The organism is Nocardioides sp. NPDC000445 (assembly GCF_040300245.1).
Classification (GTDB): Bacteria; Actinomycetota; Actinomycetes; order Propionibacteriales; family Nocardioidaceae; genus Nocardioides.
Genome location: NZ_JBEPDH010000006.1, coordinates 144,367 through 160,955 on the forward strand (window position 1 = coordinate 144,367; position 16,589 = coordinate 160,955).

At 69.5% G+C, this 16,589-nt stretch carries 15 protein-coding genes; 8 read left to right on the forward strand and 7 right to left on the reverse strand.

The features are described from left to right. Positions 1-302 precede the first annotated feature (302 nt). The 3 genes from ABT304_RS10095 to ABT304_RS10105 are packed head-to-tail and all read left to right on the forward strand — an operon-like array spanning position 303 to position 4,254. Positions 303-1,010 (forward strand): NUDIX hydrolase, encoded by a 708-nt coding sequence (locus ABT304_RS10095; protein ID WP_350714874.1) that lies wholly within the window; start codon positions 303-305, stop codon positions 1,008-1,010. Positions 1,011-1,048: 38 nt separating this feature from the next. Further along, positions 1,049-2,236 carry a 5'-methylthioadenosine/S-adenosylhomocysteine nucleosidase family protein gene (locus tag ABT304_RS10100; RefSeq protein WP_350714875.1) on the forward strand — a complete coding sequence of 396 codons (1,188 nt, stop codon included), beginning with the start codon at positions 1,049-1,051 and terminating at the stop codon, positions 2,234-2,236. Next, complete coding sequence (locus tag ABT304_RS10105; RefSeq protein ID WP_350714877.1) at positions 2,233-4,254, forward strand: hypothetical protein; 2,022 nt, start codon at positions 2,233-2,235, stop codon at positions 4,252-4,254. The genes ABT304_RS10100 and ABT304_RS10105 overlap by 4 nt, the downstream gene beginning before the upstream one ends. A 100-nt stretch (positions 4,255-4,354) precedes the next feature. Here ABT304_RS10105 and ABT304_RS10110 read toward each other — a convergent pair whose 3' ends face one another. The 4 genes from ABT304_RS10110 to ABT304_RS10125 form a co-directional block, all read right to left on the reverse strand. After that, positions 4,355-5,968, reverse strand: a complete 1,614-nt coding sequence (locus tag ABT304_RS10110) for a glycoside hydrolase family 13 protein (RefSeq protein ID WP_350714879.1) — start codon at positions 5,966-5,968, stop codon at positions 4,355-4,357. A 15-nt stretch (positions 5,969-5,983) separates the two neighbouring features. Then, entirely contained in the window at positions 5,984-6,862 is an 879-nt protein-coding gene (locus ABT304_RS10115; protein ID WP_350714881.1) for a sugar ABC transporter permease, read from the reverse strand. Continuing rightward, positions 6,846-7,769 carry a carbohydrate ABC transporter permease gene (locus ABT304_RS10120; protein WP_350714883.1) on the reverse strand — a complete coding sequence of 308 codons (924 nt, stop codon included), beginning with the start codon at positions 7,767-7,769 and terminating at the stop codon, positions 6,846-6,848. Before ABT304_RS10120 ends, ABT304_RS10115 begins: the two co-directional genes overlap by 17 nt. Positions 7,770-7,881: 112 nt before the next feature. Further along, on the reverse strand, positions 7,882-9,150 hold the full coding sequence (locus ABT304_RS10125) for an extracellular solute-binding protein (RefSeq protein WP_350714884.1): 1,269 nt from the start codon (positions 9,148-9,150) through the stop codon (positions 7,882-7,884). 208 nt (positions 9,151-9,358) lie between these two features. Here ABT304_RS10125 and ABT304_RS10130 point away from each other — a divergent pair, with 208 nt between their 5' ends. Together ABT304_RS10130 and ABT304_RS10135 are read left to right on the forward strand one after the other, a co-directional pair. After that, positions 9,359-10,348, forward strand: a complete 990-nt coding sequence (locus ABT304_RS10130; RefSeq protein WP_502890309.1) for a LacI family DNA-binding transcriptional regulator — start codon at positions 9,359-9,361, stop codon at positions 10,346-10,348. A 41-nt stretch (positions 10,349-10,389) separates the two neighbouring features. Next, on the forward strand, positions 10,390-11,361 hold the full coding sequence (locus tag ABT304_RS10135) for a GNAT family N-acetyltransferase (RefSeq protein WP_350714888.1): 972 nt from the start codon (positions 10,390-10,392) through the stop codon (positions 11,359-11,361). 72 nt (positions 11,362-11,433) lie between these two features. Here the strand turns inward: ABT304_RS10135 and ABT304_RS10140 are convergent, their stop codons facing one another. Both ABT304_RS10140 and ABT304_RS10145 read right to left on the reverse strand, forming a co-directional pair. Then, a complete protein-coding gene (locus tag ABT304_RS10140) occupies positions 11,434-12,387 on the reverse strand; it encodes an NHL repeat-containing protein (RefSeq protein ID WP_350714890.1) in 954 nt (317 codons plus the stop codon). A 96-nt stretch (positions 12,388-12,483) separates the two neighbouring features. Next, on the reverse strand, positions 12,484-13,158 hold the full coding sequence (locus ABT304_RS10145; RefSeq protein WP_350714891.1) for a Pr6Pr family membrane protein: 675 nt from the start codon (positions 13,156-13,158) through the stop codon (positions 12,484-12,486). Positions 13,159-13,383: 225 nt separating this feature from the next. Between ABT304_RS10145 and ABT304_RS10150 the strand changes: the two genes are divergently transcribed. From ABT304_RS10150 to lhgD, 3 genes are all read left to right on the forward strand, one after another. Continuing rightward, positions 13,384-14,283, forward strand: a complete 900-nt coding sequence (locus tag ABT304_RS10150; RefSeq protein ID WP_350714893.1) for a patatin-like phospholipase family protein — start codon at positions 13,384-13,386, stop codon at positions 14,281-14,283. 110 nt (positions 14,284-14,393) lie between these two features. Next, positions 14,394-14,741 carry a YciI family protein gene (locus ABT304_RS10155; protein ID WP_350714894.1) on the forward strand — a complete coding sequence of 116 codons (348 nt, stop codon included), beginning with the start codon at positions 14,394-14,396 and terminating at the stop codon, positions 14,739-14,741. After that, positions 14,738-15,922: an L-2-hydroxyglutarate dehydrogenase gene (gene lhgD, locus ABT304_RS10160; RefSeq protein WP_350714896.1), complete on the forward strand. Its 1,185-nt coding sequence runs from the start codon at positions 14,738-14,740 to the stop codon at positions 15,920-15,922. The genes ABT304_RS10155 and lhgD overlap by 4 nt, the downstream gene beginning before the upstream one ends. Here the strand turns inward: lhgD and def are convergent. Further along, entirely contained in the window at positions 15,919-16,533 is a 615-nt protein-coding gene (gene def, locus ABT304_RS10165; RefSeq protein WP_350714898.1) for a peptide deformylase, read from the reverse strand. The two genes, lhgD and def, sit on opposite strands and share 4 nt — an antisense overlap. Between the last annotated feature and the right edge of the window lie 56 nt (positions 16,534-16,589).

Consider the following 16,589-nt stretch of genomic DNA (forward strand, 5'->3'; position numbering starts at 1 on the left):
GTCGAGCCGTCACTCCGGTCGGCCGAGCCGTCACTCCGGTCGGCCGAGCCGTCACTCCGGTCGGCCGAGCCGTCACTCCGGTCGGCCGAGCCGTCACTCCGGTCGGCCGAGCCGTCACCGAGGTGCCGCCTCGGCCGACCTAAGTGACGCTTCGGCAGTTTGGTACCGATATCCGGAACAAATGAATGAGAATGGAAGCGAACATCAAGATCTCGCCTTAAACTTTTTATTGTCATTACGACAAAAAAGGGGGGTGATGATGAGTCCCCGCGAACACGTCACGAACTCGACCGTCGGTCTTGGTGGCGGTGGACCTGGTGATCCTCACGATGCGTGGGACGAGCTTCCAGGTGCTGCTGATCGATCGAGGCAACGAGCCTTTCCGTGGTTCGCGCGCACTCCCGGGAGGGTTCCTCAAGCATGTCGAGGAGGACGTCCGAGACGCAGCGCTGCGTGAGCTGCGCGAGGAGACCGACCTGGACGGGGCGGGGCTGCACATCGAGCAGCTCGGCTTCTACGGCAGACCCGATCGCGACCCACGAGGACGCGTGGTGTCGGTGGTCTATCTGGCCATCGCGCCGGGGCTGCCCGAGCCGGTGGCCGGGACCGATGCGACACAGGCGGCCTGGGTCCCGGTCGAGGAGGTGATCTCGGGTCGGTTGAGGCTGGCCTTCGATCACCAGCAGATCCTCGAGGACGCGATCGAGCGGGCACGTACGAAGCTCGAGCACACCTGCCTCGCGACGGCGTTCTGCACCGAGACCTTCACCATCTCCGACCTTCAGCGGGTCTATGAGGCCGTATGGGGCATCGGTCTGGATCCCGGCAACTTCTACCGCAAGGCCCAGCGTGCGCAGGGCTTCATCGAGCCGGCAGGGGGCGAGCGCAGGACGACCGGAGGCCGGCCGGCGCGCCTGTTCCGGGCCGGGCATGCCTCGGTGCTCAACCCACCGATCATCCGTCCCCATGACGCCGTCTCACACCGAGCAACACCGGGTCACACCGCGTGAGACCGACAACCGAGTTCCAACCACACCAAGGAGAAGCCATGACTGAGCCACGGGTAGCCGTCGTGCTGACCGCCCTTGATATCGAGTACGACGCGGTGCGCGAGCATCTCGTCGACCCCGAGCCCGAGCGTCCGGAGTCGGGAACCCACTACGAGATCGGCACCGTGCGCGGCACGTCCTGCCGGGTCGTGATCGGCCGGACCGGTGCCGGCAACAAAGCGGCCGCAGCGCTGGCCGAGCGCGCGATCAACCGCTTCCGACCTGTCGCGCTGCTCTTCTCCGGCGTCGCCGGTGCGCTTCGCGACTCGATCGAGCTGGGAGACGTGGTCGTCGGCTCCAAGATCTACGCCTACCACAGCGCCGCCGGGGAGGACCACGGCCTCCGGGCGCGACCGGAGTCGTGGAAGCTGGACCATGCGGTGAGCGAGGAGGTCCGCGAGATCGTCCGGCGACGAGACTGGATCAAGCGACTCCCGGCCGGCTCGAGCCTCCCGGCAGTCAGGTGTGGCCCCATCGCCGCCGGTGAGGTGGTCCAGAAGTCGCGGATCTCCCGGGAGGCGAGATGGATCAACCAGCACTACAACGATGCCGCGGCCATCGAGATGGAGGGCGCAGGCATCGCTGAGGCGGGTCACCTCAACCGCCTCCCGGTCGGTGTCGTACGCGGGATCAGCGACCGAGCCGGCGGCGACAAGACGGTCGGCAACGATCTCCACTGGCAGCCGCGCGCCGCGGCCAACGCGGCGGCGTTCACCATCGAGCTCGCGGTCGCCCTGCTCGAGGCGTCGCCGGTCGTCCCGCGCGCCCGTGCGGGGGCCGACAGGGTGTCCTCGGAGCGGGACGGCGTACGTCCCGGGGGCAGCGGCATCGTCTCCAACATCAACGTCGGGGGCACCGTCGGCGCCCAGGGTCACACGCTGGGGGCCACCACGCTGCAGATGGCGCCTGCGATCCACCGGGGCGCCGAGGCGGAGCTCGCCGAGATCATCGCGGATCTGCGGGCGCTGCTGATCATGCATCACGCTGCCGGGGACCTCGACAGAAGGACGTACCAGGCTGCCCGTGGGGAGCTCGAGGTCGCCGAGTCGCTCGCGAACCAGGAGGACGATTCCTGCCGGACCGAGGCGATCCTCGCCTTCAAGAAGCTCAGCGGGATCGTCTCCGACACGGCCGCGGTCGCAACGAAGGTGGCGCTCGCGGTCGCTGCGCTCCAGGGGCTGGCATGAGGACGGGGGACTCCGGCCAACCCGGACCCGGCGCGGCGCACAACATCGCCCAACCGGGCAGCATCGTGGAGAACCAGGCCTACGAGATCCACCACCACAACCGCCACTTCCACATCACGCCCGAGGACACCGCCGAGCAGCGCTACATCGTCGGGCGGCGCTACCTCGAAGCGGGTTCCCCGCGGCGAGCCGAAGAGCTGATCAGCGAGGCGATCAGGCGCCGCCACGACCAGGCGGAGGTTCAGTTCCACTGGCTGCTGGCGATGTTCAGCAAGCGGTCCTTCCGCGATCTCGGCGAGGACGAGCGTGATCGGCTCAGAGCGGCGATGCTGACCTTCGACTTCTACGACCCCGAGGATCGCTACACCGCGGCCCTGCAGGCGCTGGGTCTGCTGATCCAGCACCTGCTCGACGGCGCGACCGGTGATGCGGTCGCGGCCGAGGCAGCGCTCCACGAGCTGGACGAGGACCTCCTCGACAAGATCAGCTATCACCTCGTGGACGTGCTCGCAGGGGTCACCGCCCAGCGCCTGTGGGAGCGTACGTTGGAGCGGGCCCGGGTGGCACGGTTCGCCAACGAGCGGACTGCCCGGGCCCGGGTCTACTTCGAGCCGACGCCGGCGATGCCTCGCCGCGGCGCCCCGGCGGCTGGCTACGAAGCGCCGGAAGGACACCCGGCGGAGGTCGCCGGAGTCGCCGTGTGCGCTCTCGCCGTCAGCATCCTGGGGTGGCTGACCCTGAGCGGTGGGAGTCCGTGGGGCGTCGCCGCGCTCATGGTGCTCCTGGTGGCCGGAGCGGTCCTGGGCAGGGACCTTTTCGGCTGGATGTACCGCGCGGACCGGGTCAGCCTCAACGAGCGCCGCCATCACGGGAACGGGTTCGCCGAGGACGGGTCCCGCGACGGCAAGGGCTTCGTCTCCCAGCTGCGCCACTCGATGAACTTCTACTACGCCAGACACCGCCCGGCCGACCTGTCGGCGCAGGAGTGGCTCGACCTGACAGCAGGGGTCAGGCAGCGGCTGCGCGAGGAGCTCGCGGAGACGTTCCGCGAGCAGCGGACCTGCGCCGAGAGCCTGCACTGGCTGATCCGCTATCACGCGATCGAGGACAAGCGGAGCTTCGAGGCCGGTACGTTCCACGACCTCGGTGCCGCGCGCCGGCCCGACTGGCGAGCGGCTCTTCGCTTCCTCGGCGCTCTCGCGGTCGCGGTCGCTGCCGCGGTGGTGCTGTTCCGGGCAAGCAGTCTCGCCGGCCAGGTCGTACTCCTGGTCGTACTGGTCAGCGGGTGTCTCGCGGTGGGCGTCGGCTACCGCCTCTACCGTGCCCGCAGGAGCGCCGCCGACGACGAGGCGGAGGCGGCGGCGTTGCTCGACCGGCGCCGCCAGGAGTTCGAGCGCTGGAAACAGACCATCAGCGACCAGATGCCGACCGAGCAGGAGATGGAGACCTGGCTGCTCAGCGACATCACGGTGCTCATCGGCAAGGTGCTCGAGGACGCGAAATGGAAGCGTTGCGAGGTCGTCTCCAACGCCGTCATCCGCCAGCCTGGACCCGGGTGGCGGCGGGGGCGGGTCGACGACGGTCCGTGGCGCTACTCGAAGTATCAGCTCCGCATCTATCTCGTCACCGTCGACGGCGTACGCGAGGTCACCGCTGATCTCGACTTCAGGACCGGCGAGATCGGGAAGGTCTCCCGGGAGAACTTCCAGCTCGACAGCATCACCTCGGTCAAGGTCATCGAGGAGGTGAACGGCGGTCGTGTGCTCGCGGTGATGCTCAACAATGGGGAGCCTCGCGAGATCCGCGTCGCCGAGGGCGTCATCGCAGCCGAGGCGGTGGGCAGCGAGGCCGACGGCGGTCTGGGCGACGGCGAGACCACCCAGGCGCCGCCCGACCCGGACCTGGTGAAGCTGGTCAGGCTCAACCTGGACGCCACCGGATTCGACCACGCCCTGCGGCTCCTCGAAGGCATCGGAGCCGATGGGAAGGGCTGGATCAGGCGTCACGCCCGGGCCTGAACCTCCCCGCCGAGACGTCAGTCCGGTCGTCCGGGACGTCAGTTGCGTCGGCCGAGTTGGCACCACGCTGCCAACTCGGCCGACCGGGCTGACGCCTCGGCTAGATCTTCCACCAGACGGTCGTGTCGCCGGGGAGGGCGGCGGTGCCGTCGGCCACCGGGATCGGGCCCGAGGAGGAGAGGAGTACGCGGCCGGGGGCGGCGATGCGTACGGGCTCCTTGGTGGTGTTGACCGTGCAGGCGAAGCCGTCACGCTCGAACCAGAGGACACCGGCGGGGGCCTCGTCGTGCCAGGTCACCGCGTCGCCGGCGCCGAGGCCGGGGACGTCGCGGCGGGTGCGGATGGCGGAGCGGTAGAGCTCGAGGGTCGAACCCTCGACACCCGTCTGGGCCTCGACGCTCAGTTCGCCCCACTCCGCCGGCTGCGGCAGCCACGATCCACCGTCGCCGAAGCCGTAGGATGAGCCGGAGCGGGTCCACGGCAGCGGCACCCGGCAGCCGTCGCGGAAGCCGTCCTGGCCGTTGGCGCGGTGGAAGGACGGGTCCTGGCGGACCTCGTCGGGCAGGTCGGTGACGTCGGGCAGGCCGAGCTCCTCGCCCTGGTAGACGTACGCCGATCCCGGCAGTGCGAGCATCAGCAGCGTCGCCGCGCGTGCGCGGCGGAGCCCGAGCGGACGGTCGCCGGCGGTCCGGATCTGGGTTCCCGAACCCGGCGGGTTCGCGAACCGGGTGGCGTGCCGGGTGACGTCGTGGTTGGACAGCACCCAGGTCGCAGGAGCGCCGACCGGACGCATGGCGTCCAGCGAGCTGTCGATGACCTTGCGCAGAGCCGCGGCGTCCCAGGCGGTGTCGAGGTACTCGAAGTTGAAGGCCTGGTGCAGCTCGTCGGGGCGTACGTAGTTCGCCGACCGTGCCACCGTCGGCGTCCACGCCTCGGCGACGAAGATCCGGCCCGGGTAGTCGGCCAGGACCCGGCGCCACGAACGGTAGATCTCGTGGACGCCGTCCTGGTCGAAGAACGGCATCTCGTCGTTGCCGAGCAGGTGGAGCTGCTCCGCGTGGCCGATGGACGGCAGGCCCTCGGCCTTGACCAGGCCGTGGGCGACATCGATGCGGAAGCCGTCGATGCCGAGATCGAGCCAGAACCGGAGGATGTCCAGGAACTCCGCGTGCACCTCGGGGGAGTTCCAGTTGAAGTCGGGCTGCTCGGGAGCGAAGAGGTGGAGGTACCACTCGCCGTCCGGAACCCGCGTCCACGCCGGACCGCCGAAGATCGAGTCCCAGTCGTTGGGCGGCTCCTCGCCGTTCTCACCCCGTCCGGGCAGGAAGTGGTAGCGCGACCGCATCGGCGATCCCGGTCCCTCCGCCAGCGCCTGCTGGAACCACACGTGCTCCGAGGAGGAGTGGTTGGGGACGATGTCGGCGATGACCTTCAGACCCAGCTCGTGGGCAGCAGAGATCAGCGCGCGAGCGTCGTCCAACGTCCCGTAGCGAGGGTCGACCGCCCGGTAGTCGGACACGTCATAGCCCCCGTCGGCCTGCGGTGAGGCGTAGAACGGGCTCAGCCAGATCGCATCCACCCCCAGGTCACGGAGGTAGGGGAGTCGGGACCGAATCCCGGGAAGGTCACCGGTGCCGTCGCCATCGCTGTCGGCGAAGCTGCGGGGGTAGACCTGGTAGATGACGGCGTCACGCCACCATTCGGTGCTGCTCATGGAGAAGTAGCCCTTTCAGCCCTTGACGCCGCCGGCGGTCAGACCGGTGACGACGTGTCGTTGGACGAGGTAGAAGAAGATGGTCACGGGGATGGCGATGAGGACAGCGGTGGCAGCCATCAGGTTCCACTGCGCGTCGTGCTCGCTGACGAAGCTCTGCAGCCCGACCGCGAAGGTGTACTTCGAGTCGTCCAGCAGGAACGTCGAGGCGAACGCGACCTCCGCGAAGGCGGTGATGAAGGCGTAGAACGCGGCCACCGCGAGACCCGGGCGAGCCAGCGGCAGGATCAGCCGCCAGAACGTACCGAACGGGGTGAGTCCGTCGATCATGCCGGCCTCGTCGAGCTCGACCGGGATGGTGTCGAAATAGCCCTTCAGCAGCCAGGAGCAGTACGGGACGATCGTGGTGCAGTTGACCAGGATCAGGCCGAGGTGCGAGTCGACCAGGCGGAGCTGGGAGAAGATCTCGTACATCGGCACGATCAGCACCGCGATCGGGAACGCCTGCGTCAGCAGCAGGACCCACATCAGCGGCCGGTGGCCGGGGAACCGCATCCGGGAGACCGCGTAGCCGGTCGTCGCCGCCGACATCACGCCGAACAGGGTCGTGCCCCCGGCGACCACCAGCGTCGACCACAGCCAGTTGAAGAAGGCGGTGTTGGTCAGCACGAACGAGTAGTTGTCCAGCGTCGCCTTCGCGAAGATCCCGCCGGGGTGGAGGTAGTCGTCCTTGTCGGGTCCCAGGGACAGGTAGACGAGCCAGACGATCGGGAAGAGCGCGATCAGCGACGCCACCGTGAGCGTCACGTGCGTGCCCACCCGCGCGACCGGGCCGAGTTCTCCGCGGCGGCGGTGGGTCGTCCTGGGCGCGTTGAGGCTAGGCGAGCTGGTCATTGCGTTTCAACCACCGGTAGTAGAAGGACGTGAAGACGATCAGGATCGCGAGCAGGAGCACGCCGTACGCCGCCGACATGGCGAAGTCGCGAGGCTGCTGCCCGAATCCGAGTCGATAGGCCCAGGTGACCAGGATCTGCGCGTCCGGCGCGGTGTTGCCGAAGAGCAGGAAGATGATCGCGAACTGGTTGAAGGTCCAGATCACGCCGAGCAGCACGACGGTCGAGCTCACCGACGACAGCCCCGGCAGGGTGACGTGGCGGAACCGCTGCCAGGCGTTGGCGCCGTCGATCTCGGCCGCCTCGTAGAGGTTCTCGTCGATCGACTGCAGCCCGCCGAGCAGGGAGAGCATCATGAACGGCACGCCGCACCAGGTGTTGACCATGATCGCGGCCGTACGCTGCCAGGTCGGGTCCTCGAGCCAGCTCGGCGAGGCGAGCCCGATCGTGTCGAGCATCGAGTTGATGACGCCGGCGTCGGCCAGCATGATCCGCCAGGCGAAGACGGTGACGAACGTCGGCACCGCCCAGGGCAGGATCAGCAGCAGGCGGTACGCCACGCGTCCGCGCAGCCGCTGGTTGAGCAGCATCGCCAGGCCGAGGCCGATGACGTAGTGCAGGACGACGCAGGTGACGGTCCAGACGATGGTCCACACGAAGTGGGACCAGAAGCGGTCGTACGCCGCCGGGCCCCACAGGATCTCGGCGTAGTTGTCCAGACCGATGAACTTGTACGTCGCATCGATCGTGTTGACGCCGATGGTGCGCGCCGAGTTGAGGCTGTTGGCGTCGGTCAGGGTCAGGTAGAAGCCGCGCAGGAGCGGGTAGCCGACGAGCACGCCGAGCACGATCACGACGGGCGCGACCATCGCGTAGGCGTACCAGTAGCGGCGGTAGGAATCTCGCATGCGCTGGACGGGGCGGGGCGCCCGCCGCCGAGACCGCGGGGTCTCGGCGGCGGGCGCTGGTGCTGTCAGAGTCATCGGATGACGTGGTCTTCCTGGCTCACTTGGAACTGGGTCACTTGGAGAATTCGGGCAGCAGGTCGGCGAAGGCCGTCTCGAGCGTGGCCAGACCCTTGTCCAGGGTCTCGGCGCCGGAGGCGATCTTCGGCAGCTCCTGGTCCATCGGACCCCACAGCGAGGAGTACTCGGGCAGCTCGGGTCGCGGCTGGGCGGCCGGGAGCACCGTCTGGAAGCCGGCGATGCCCGGGTCGGCCTTGACCTCGTCGGTGTAGGCGTCGTCGCGGGTCGGCAGTGTGGAGTTCTTCAGCGCGATCTGGGCCTGGGTCTCGGCCGAGGTCATGAACTTCACGAACGCCGCGGAGGCCTCCTGGTGCGCCTCGTCCGAACCGGCGTAGATCGACAGGTTGTGACCGCCGGTCGGGGCGCCGGCCTCGCCGGTCGAGCCGGCCGGGACGGTGGCGATGCCCAGGTTGTTCTTGTCCTGGAACGCCGAGCCCTTGTAGAAGTTCGTGATCTCCCAGGGGCCCTGGATGATCGCGGCGACCTTGCCGTTGACGAACGCGTCCTGGATGTGGGCGTACGCGTCGGCGGTGGTGTCCGCCTTGTGCAGGCCCTCGCCGTTGAAGAGACCCTGCCAGGTGGTCAGGCCCTTCTTGGCCTCAGGCGAGGAGATGGTGATCTTCTTGGCCTCGGCGTCGACGGTGTCGGTGCCCTCGCCGTAGAGGAACGGCTGCGCGTAGTAGGCGGAGGTCGAGCCCCAGTAGCCGTCGACACCGGTCTTGGACTTGATCGTGGCGGCGTCGGCCTTGAGCTCGTCCCAGGTCGTGGGCGCCTCGGTGATGCCGGCCTTCTCGAAGAGCGCCTTGTTGTAGACCAGCGCGAGGGTGTCGGTGACGAACGGGACGCCGTAGGTCTTGCCGTCGAACTCTGCCTGCTTGATCAGGTTGGGCTGGAAGGCGTCCTTGTCCTCGAGCGCCTCGGTGTCGTCGAGGGGAGCGAGGAAGCCCTTCTGCGCGAACGCAGGCGTCCAGCCGACCTCGGCGCGCAGTACGTCGGGAGCGCCGCTGGCGCCGGCCGCGGTGTCGAACTTGTTCTGTGCCTGGTCGAAAGGCACGTTGACGTACTTGACCTTGATGTCCGGGTTGGCCTTCTCGAAGTCCTTGACGAGGGCCTGGTACGTCGGCGCCTCGTTGGTTGCGTTCGAGGTGTCCCACCAGGTGATGGTGACCGGGCCGTCGCTGCTGTCGCCGCTGCCACCGCCACATGCCGTTGCCGCCAGGGCGAGCGATGCCGCCACTGCGGTGGCCACGATGCCACGTCGCATGAGTTCTCCTTCGATATGGGGCCGGGCGAGGGATCCGCCCGGTGGTGTGACGAAGGTAACCCCGCGTCGAGGAGAATGTAAGAGCCTTTCAGCAAAAATTGCAAGCTTGCTGAAAGTTCTTGCAGGCCGTGTAGGAAGAGGGCATGATGTGATCGTGCCCATAACACCAGCCTCTGCCCGTCTTGCTGACATCGCGGCCCATGCGGGCGTGAGTGAGGCGACGGTCAGTCGCGTCCTCAACGGCAAACCCGGGGTGGCCGCGGCCACGCGGGAGGCGGTGCTGGCGGCGATCGACGTCCACGGCTACGAGCGTCCGGTGAAGCTGCGCCAGCGTAGCGAGGGTCTGGTCGGCCTGATCACGCCCGAGCTCGACAACCCGATCTTCCCCGCGCTCGCGCAGGTCATCGCGCAGGGACTGACCCGGCAGGGCTACACCCCGGTGCTCGCCACGCAGACGCCCGGCGGCTCGACCGAGGACGAGCTCACCGAGATGCTCGTCGACCGCGGTGTCACCGGGATCATCTTCGTCTCCGGCCTGCACGCGGACACCACCGCCGACATGACGCGCTACGAGAAGCTGCGCGCCCAGGGCGTTCCCTATGTCCTGCTCGACGGGTTCACCCCCGACGTCAAGGCGCCGTTCATCTCGCCCGACGACCGCGAGGCGATGCAGTTGGCGGTCACCCACCTCGCCACGCTCGGCCACTCCAAGATCGGCCTGGCCGTCGGGCCCCGCCGCTTCGTCCCGGTCCAGCGCAAGATCGAGGGCTTCGTGACCACCATGGCCGACCGCTTCGGGCTGAGCGCCGAGGAGATCGAGAAGGGCCACATCCGCGACTCCTTCTTCACCCTCGAGGGCGGCCAGGCCGCGGCCTCCGCGCTCCTCGACGAGGGCTTCACCGCGATCGTGTGCGCGAGCGACATGATGGCGCTGGGCGCCATCCGTGCCGCCCGCTCGCGTGGTCTGCGGGTGCCGGAGGACGTCTCCGTGGTCGGCTACGACGACTCCCAGCTGATCGCCTTCACCGACCCGCCGCTGACCACCGTCCGCAAGCCCGTCCATGCGATGGGTCAGGCCGCGGTCCGCGCCATCCTCGACGAGATCGCCGGCACCGGCACCCCGCACTCGGAGTTCGTCTTCCACCCCGAGCTGGTCGTCCGCGGCTCCACGGCTTCCGGTCCCCGCGTCAACCCCTGACCGCCCGGAGCGGGCCGGCACGCGGCTGGCAGGATGGGCGCGTGACGATTGTGGCTGCTGCTGACGGTTCGGCGCTCGGGAACCCGGGGCCCGCGGGGTGGGGTTGGTATGTGGACGAGTCCACCTGGGCCTGTGGCGGCTGGCCGCACGGGACCAACAACCAGGGCGAGCTGACCGCGGTCCTCGACCTGCTGCGGCAGACGGCGCACACCGGCGAGCCGCTGCTGGTCTACTGCGACTCCAAGTACGTCATCAACTCGGTCACCAAGTGGATGGCCGGCTGGAAGCGCAAGGGCTGGAAGAAGGCCGACGGCAAGCCCGTCCTCAACGTCGAGATCATGAAGGATCTCGATGCGGCGATGCAGGGCCGTGACGTCCGGTTCGAGTGGATCAAGGGCCACTCCGGACACCCGCTCAACGAGGCCGCCGACAGGCTCGCGAACGGTGCCGCGCTGGCCTATCAGGCGGGTCGTACGCCGGACCCCGGGCCGGGCTTCGCGGGGGCCGTCGAGGCGCCCGCCGTCGCGCCCCAGGTCGCGCGACCCGAGCCCGAGCCGGACGACCTGCTCGGCCTGTTGAGCGCGGAGCCGGCGACGAGCGAGAAGCCCGCGACGTACTCCTTCTCCGCCGACCAGAGCCGGATCGACCCCGACTGGGTGCACCGGATGCTCGCGCAGTCCTACTGGGCCAGCGACCGGACGCGAGAGGTGCAGGACGCGGCCAACAAGGGGTCGCGCTGCTACGGCGTCTACGACGCGGCCGGGAACCAGGTCGCCTTCGCCCGCGTGGTCAGCGACTTCGCCGCCTTCGCCTGGCTGTGCGACGTCATCGTCGACCCGGGCGCCCGCGGCCAGGGGATCGGCAAGCTGCTGATCGAGGGCGTCGTCGCCGACCTCGAGCCGTACCGCATCCGCCGGACCCTGCTCGCCACCGAGGACGCACACGAGCTCTACGCGAAGTACGGCTGGGAGCCGCTGCCCGCGCCCGAGCGCTGGATGATCCGGGAGGGCTGAGCCCGGTCGGGGCACCTCAGCACCGACTCCGAGCGGCTGGCGGACCTGTGCGACGCGGTCGACGCGCGGATGTCACGGACGGATCTGCACCACGTCGAACTCGGTGCCGGGAGGTGCTCCAGGACCGAACGGCGGCGGGAAGCCGAGGTCGAACCGGCCGTTGACCACGGCGAGCGTGCTGCCGTGGAGGTCGACCGTGGTCGGCACCCGGAACAGGTCGGACTCGATCACCTCGACGACCTCGCCGCTGGTGAGGTCCGGCGAGAGCTTCACGCGGGCCACGGAGTTGGCGAAGTTCTGCACCACCCAGGCGGTGCGGCCCTCGAGCTGCAGCCCGTCGACGGTGCCCGGCACCAGAGCGGGGCCGGTCAGCGGGATCTCCTGGCTCACGCCGGTCTCCGGGTCGACCAGCGCGAGGATGCCGAGCGCGCTGTGGTTGACGATCAACCACCCGCGGTGGGTCGAGTCGATGCCGTTGAGCCCGAAGTCGCCGGTCTGAGCGGCAACGCCGGTCACCTCGATCGGTTCCGTCGCGCCGAACGATCCGTCCGGAAGGATCGGGACCCGGTAGATCAGGGCCGCGAACGTGTCGGTGAAGTACAGCGCGTCCCTGGTGATCGCGACGTCGTTGCTGAAGGTGGTCGCGGCCGGGCCGAGCTCGAGCTCGTCGACGGTCGACCCGTCCCGGGTGTCGTAGACCCATGCACGGCCGGTCGCACCGCCGGCCACGACGAGCCAGTGGCGTGCCTTGTCGACCCGCATGCCGACCGCCACCCGGCCGTCCTCGGGTTCGAGGTCGATGAAGGTCGAGCCCTCACCGCTGCGGAGGTCGCCGCGGTAGATGTCTCCGTCCAGCAGCGAGCCGACGTAGAAGGTGTTGCCCTCGCCGATCGCGATGCCCTCGGGCTGGAAGTCGTCGGGAAGGGGGATCGAGGACGGACGCGGCGCGGCCACGGCGGGCGCGACGAGAAGCGCGACGAGAAGCGGGACGACTGCTACTGACAGCAGTCTGGTGGGGAGACGCATGGTCGAGCTCCGATCGCAGGAAGACCTCGCCTTCACGATGCGCCCCGCGAGCGGTGGTGTGAATCCCCTATTCGGGGCACCCTGCTGCCGGAACGTCTAGCCGACCGCCACCGGCTCCGGCACGTCCCGCCGCCGCCCGATGGCGACGACGCCCCAGGCGACGAGGGTGAACGCCGCCGCGATGCCGACGACGTAGAAGGAGACCACCAGGTAGCCGCCCTGCAGGTGCGGGTTGAGGAACGGGTACGGGTACCACCAGCCGTCCCCGGTGAGCGGGGCCACGACGTACTCGCCGCGGGTCAGGGTGTAGACCACCCACACGATCGGGAACGCGATGACGGCCGCGACGGCGCGCCAGGGCAGCCGTCGGCGCGGGGGAGCGAAGAACAGGTCGACGACCAGGAACACCGGGCCGATCAGGTGCAGCACCTCGTTGGCCCAGGGTGTCGTGGCGAGCGCCAGCCCGCGCAGCAGCAGGTTGTAGACGATCCCGGTGATGGCCATGAACGTCGTGGCCGCGGCGAGCAGCACGGCGATCCACACCGGCTCCTGACCGGTCCGGGTCAGTGCCCAGACTCCGCCGGCCACGAGCGCCGCCAGGGCAAAGAGGTTCGACTCGATCGTGAAGTAGCTGAAGAAGTTCACCAGGACCGTCGAGGTGCTGGAGCCGTCGGCGGGCACGATGCGCAGGCTGTTGCGGAACTCGGCCAGAATGGCGGCGAGGATGAGCGCGGCCATGGCCAGGCGCAGGATCGACCAGGTCTTCGTCACGGACTCACCGTAAGGCCGCGGTGTGCCGATCGTGGCGCTAATTCGAGGTGTGCCACGTCGTGTCCGTGCTAACGTCGCCGCGATCGTGATCCGACGGCAGGAGGTGAGTCCCGTGTACGCAACGTCCACAGAGGGTGCTCCCCGCCGCCCGCGATCGCGCAGCTGAGCCCAGACCCGGGCCGGCTACCGGGAGCGCCTGCGGAAACGCTTCGAAAGGCGACTCCCATGAACACGACCTCTCTTTCGCGACCAGCCTTCCCCGACATGCGCGCCCTGGTCCTCGGCGGTGGCGGATCGGCAGGCAATGCCTGGCTGATCGGCGTCGTCGCCGGCCTGCTCGAAGGCGGGCTGGACGTGACCGGTGCCGATCTGGTCATCGGCACCTCCGCCGGCGCGACCGCCGCGGCCCAGATCAGCGCCGCGAGCCCGGCCGACCTGCTCGCCGGCGTCCTCTCGACACCGATTCCCCAGGCCCCGTCAGGACCGCGCGGCCCCATCTCCTGGGCCCACCTCGAGCGGACCGACGCGATCATCGCGGCATCGGCCGACCTGCCCGACATGCGGCGCCGGATCGGCGCGGACGCGATCGAGCTCGCCGCGACCGCGGGTGGCGCCGGGCGGGAGCGCTGGCGCGAGACCGTCGCGGCCCGACTGCCGCGCCCGCACTGGCCGGAGAGCAACATCCTCCTCACGACGGTCGACGCCGACACGGGCGAGCCCGTCGAGCTCGACCGCGACAGCGGCGTCGACCTGGTCGACGCGGTCGCGGCCAGCTGCGCAGGTGGCCCGGCGTACGCGATCGGCGGGCGTCGCTACATCGACGGCGGCTACCGGCGCTCGAGCGAGAACGCCGACCTGGCGGCGGGCTACGAGCGCGTGCTCGTGCTCTCGCCGCTGGGTGGCCGGACGCGTCACCCGGCCCGATGGCGCAGTGACCTCGCCGCCCAGGTCGAGGAGCTGCGCGGAGGCGGGAGCACCGTCGCGACGGTTCTTCCCGACGCGGAGTCGCTGGAGGCGTTCGGCGACAACATGATGAACCCGGCGACCCGACCGCCCGCGGCTCGGGCAGGTCATCGCCAGGGCCTTCGCGCTGCCGAGAAGATCACCGAGTTCTGGAGGCGATGAGGGCAGCCGCGGCGTACGTTCTTCCCGAGGACCTGTCGAAGTCGGATAGGCCCGTTCGTGGAGCGAGTGAGGGGTGGCGATCAGCGCTGCCCGAAACCAGGAGGTGGCAGATGACCAGGTATCTGATCTCGTTCCGCGACGAGGCGATGGACTACCGCGAGGAGGAGGTGGCCGACATCGCCGCGGCCGCCTCCGAGATGACCCGTGAGGCCATCGCCGCCGGCGCGTTCGTCTTCGGCGGCGGGATCAAGGGTGGCCACGAGGACGCCTGGACCGTCGACGAGACCGGCGTGGTCACCGACGGTCCCTATCCGGAGAGCAAGGAGCACCTCGGTGGCTTCATCGTCGTCGACGTCGACACCCTCGACGAGGCACTGATGTGGGCGGGGAAGTGTGCCTCGGCGTGCCGCGCCACCATGCAGGTCCGCGAGATGCTCCCGGGGGCTGAGGCGCAGTGACCACGACCGGAGTCGTCGGCGGCGGGATCGTCGGGCTGGCGGTGGCGCGGGAGCTCCTGCGCCGCCGCCCGGCCGAGACGGTGATCGTCTTCGAGAAGGAGGCCGCCCTCGGCACCCACCAGACCGGCCACAACTCCGGGGTCGTCCATGCCGGCATCTACTACAAGCCCGGGAGCCTCAAGGCCCGGCTCTGCACCCGCGGGCGTGATCTGCTCGAGGAGTTCGTCGCCGAGCAGGAGATCCCCTACGAGGCGTGCGGGAAGCTCGTCGTCGCGGTGGACGAGTCCGAGATGGGGCGCTTCGACGCGCTGGAGAAGACGGCCACCGAGAACGGCGTGCCGGGCCTGAGGCGAGTCGGCCCCGAGGAGATCGAGGAGATCGAGCCGTACGCGGCGGGGCTGGCCGCCCTGCACTCGCCGAGGACCGCGATCATCGACTATGTCGCCGTCGCCGAGGCGCTGGGTCGTTCCATCACCGGCAGCGGGGGAGAGGTACGCCTCGGCGAGGAGGTCACCGGCATCCGTCGCGTCACGGGCGGGATCGAGGTCGAGACGCCCGCCGGCCGGACCCGGGTCGGCCACCTGGTCGTCTGCGGCGGCTTGGAGTCCGACCGCCTCGGCGAGCTGACCGGCGGCCCGAAGGCGCCCCGGATCGTCCCGTTCCGGGGTGAGTACATGCAGGTCAGTGCCGCGAAACAGGATCTCGTCCGGGGCATGGTCTATCCGGTCCCCGACCCGCGCTACCCGTTCCTCGGGGTGCACTTCACCCGTCGGGTGAGCGGTGGTCTCGAGGTCGGTCCCAACGCGTTCCTGGCGCTCAGCCGCCGACGCTACGGTCGGACGTCGCTGACTCCCCGCGACCTCGTCGACACGCTGGCGTGGCCGGGGTTCTGGCGGTTCGCCGCGGAGCACTGGCGCACCGGATTCACCGAGCTTCGCGGCGTACTGTCGAAACAGGCCTACATGCGCGAGGCCCAGCGTTACGTGCCGGAGATCGGCGCGGAGGACGTCACCCGCGCGGGGCTGGGGCTGCGCGCCCAGGCCGTCGAGCGGGACGGGTCGCTGGTCGACGACTTCGTCATCCACCAGGCCGACGGCATCACGTCGGTGCGCAACGCGCCGAGTCCGGCCGCGACCTCCAGCCTCGCCATCGCCGAGTACGTCGTCGACCGGATGTCCTAGTCGACGGTGTCTCCCGCGGGCCACTCGGCGGGGTAGTCCTTGGCCAGGCGGTCGTGCTCCTTGGTGAGCTTCTTGCGCGCCTTGGCGGAGATGCGGTCACCGAAGACGGTGCCGTTGGTGTGGTCGGTCTCGTGCTGGAGGCACCGGGCCAGCAGGCCGTTGCCCTCGAAGTGGACCGGCTCCCCGTCGAGGCCGAGACCGTCGACCGCGGCCCAGTCGGGGCGGGCGCAGTCCACGAACGCGCCAGGGAAGGAGAGGCAGCCCTCCAGGTCGACGTCGAGGTGGCGGTCCTCGCCCTCGGGCAGGGTCAGGACCGGGTTGCAGACGACGCCGACAGTGCGCTGCCCGGTGGCGTCGGGGCAGTCGAAGACGAAGATCGCGACGTCCTCGCCGATCTGGTCGGCGGCCAGGCCTACGCCCTCGGCGGCGTACATCGTCGCGACCATGTCGGCGGCCAGTTCGGCCAGCGCCGCGTCGAAGACCTCGACCTTCTTCTTGGGCCGGTGCATGACCGGGGTTCCCCAGCGCGTCATCGGACGCACCTTCCCGCCCTCGGGCAGGGCGCCGTGGGGCGCGAGCGGAGCACGGGATTCGAGCGAGGAGTCGGCCATGTGCCAAGCCTATAAATAAGTCGTGCGTGGTTTGTTACCGCCATCACCACCCCGAA

Excerpts from the sequence above, each read along its gene's own strand:
- def (WP_350714898.1), bottom strand. The coding sequence starts at position 16,533 with ATGGCCGACTCCTCGCTCGAATCCCGTGCTCCGCTCGCGCCCCACGGC.
- ABT304_RS10110 (WP_350714879.1), bottom strand. The coding sequence starts at position 5,968 with ATGAGCAGCACCGAATGGTGGCGTGACGCCGTCATCTACCAGGTCTAC.
- ABT304_RS10105 (WP_350714877.1), top strand. The coding sequence starts at position 2,233 with ATGAGGACGGGGGACTCCGGCCAACCCGGACCCGGCGCGGCGCACAAC.
- ABT304_RS10150 (WP_350714893.1), top strand. The coding sequence starts at position 13,384 with ATGAACACGACCTCTCTTTCGCGACCAGCCTTCCCCGACATGCGCGCC.
- ABT304_RS10140 (WP_350714890.1), bottom strand. The coding sequence starts at position 12,387 with ATGCGTCTCCCCACCAGACTGCTGTCAGTAGCAGTCGTCCCGCTTCTC.
- ABT304_RS10100 (WP_350714875.1), top strand. The coding sequence starts at position 1,049 with ATGACTGAGCCACGGGTAGCCGTCGTGCTGACCGCCCTTGATATCGAG.
- ABT304_RS10155 (WP_350714894.1), top strand. The coding sequence starts at position 14,394 with ATGACCAGGTATCTGATCTCGTTCCGCGACGAGGCGATGGACTACCGC.
- ABT304_RS10125 (WP_350714884.1), bottom strand. The coding sequence starts at position 9,150 with ATGCGACGTGGCATCGTGGCCACCGCAGTGGCGGCATCGCTCGCCCTG.
- ABT304_RS10115 (WP_350714881.1), bottom strand. The coding sequence starts at position 6,862 with ATGACCAGCTCGCCTAGCCTCAACGCGCCCAGGACGACCCACCGCCGC.
- ABT304_RS10120 (WP_350714883.1), bottom strand. The coding sequence starts at position 7,769 with ATGCGAGATTCCTACCGCCGCTACTGGTACGCCTACGCGATGGTCGCG.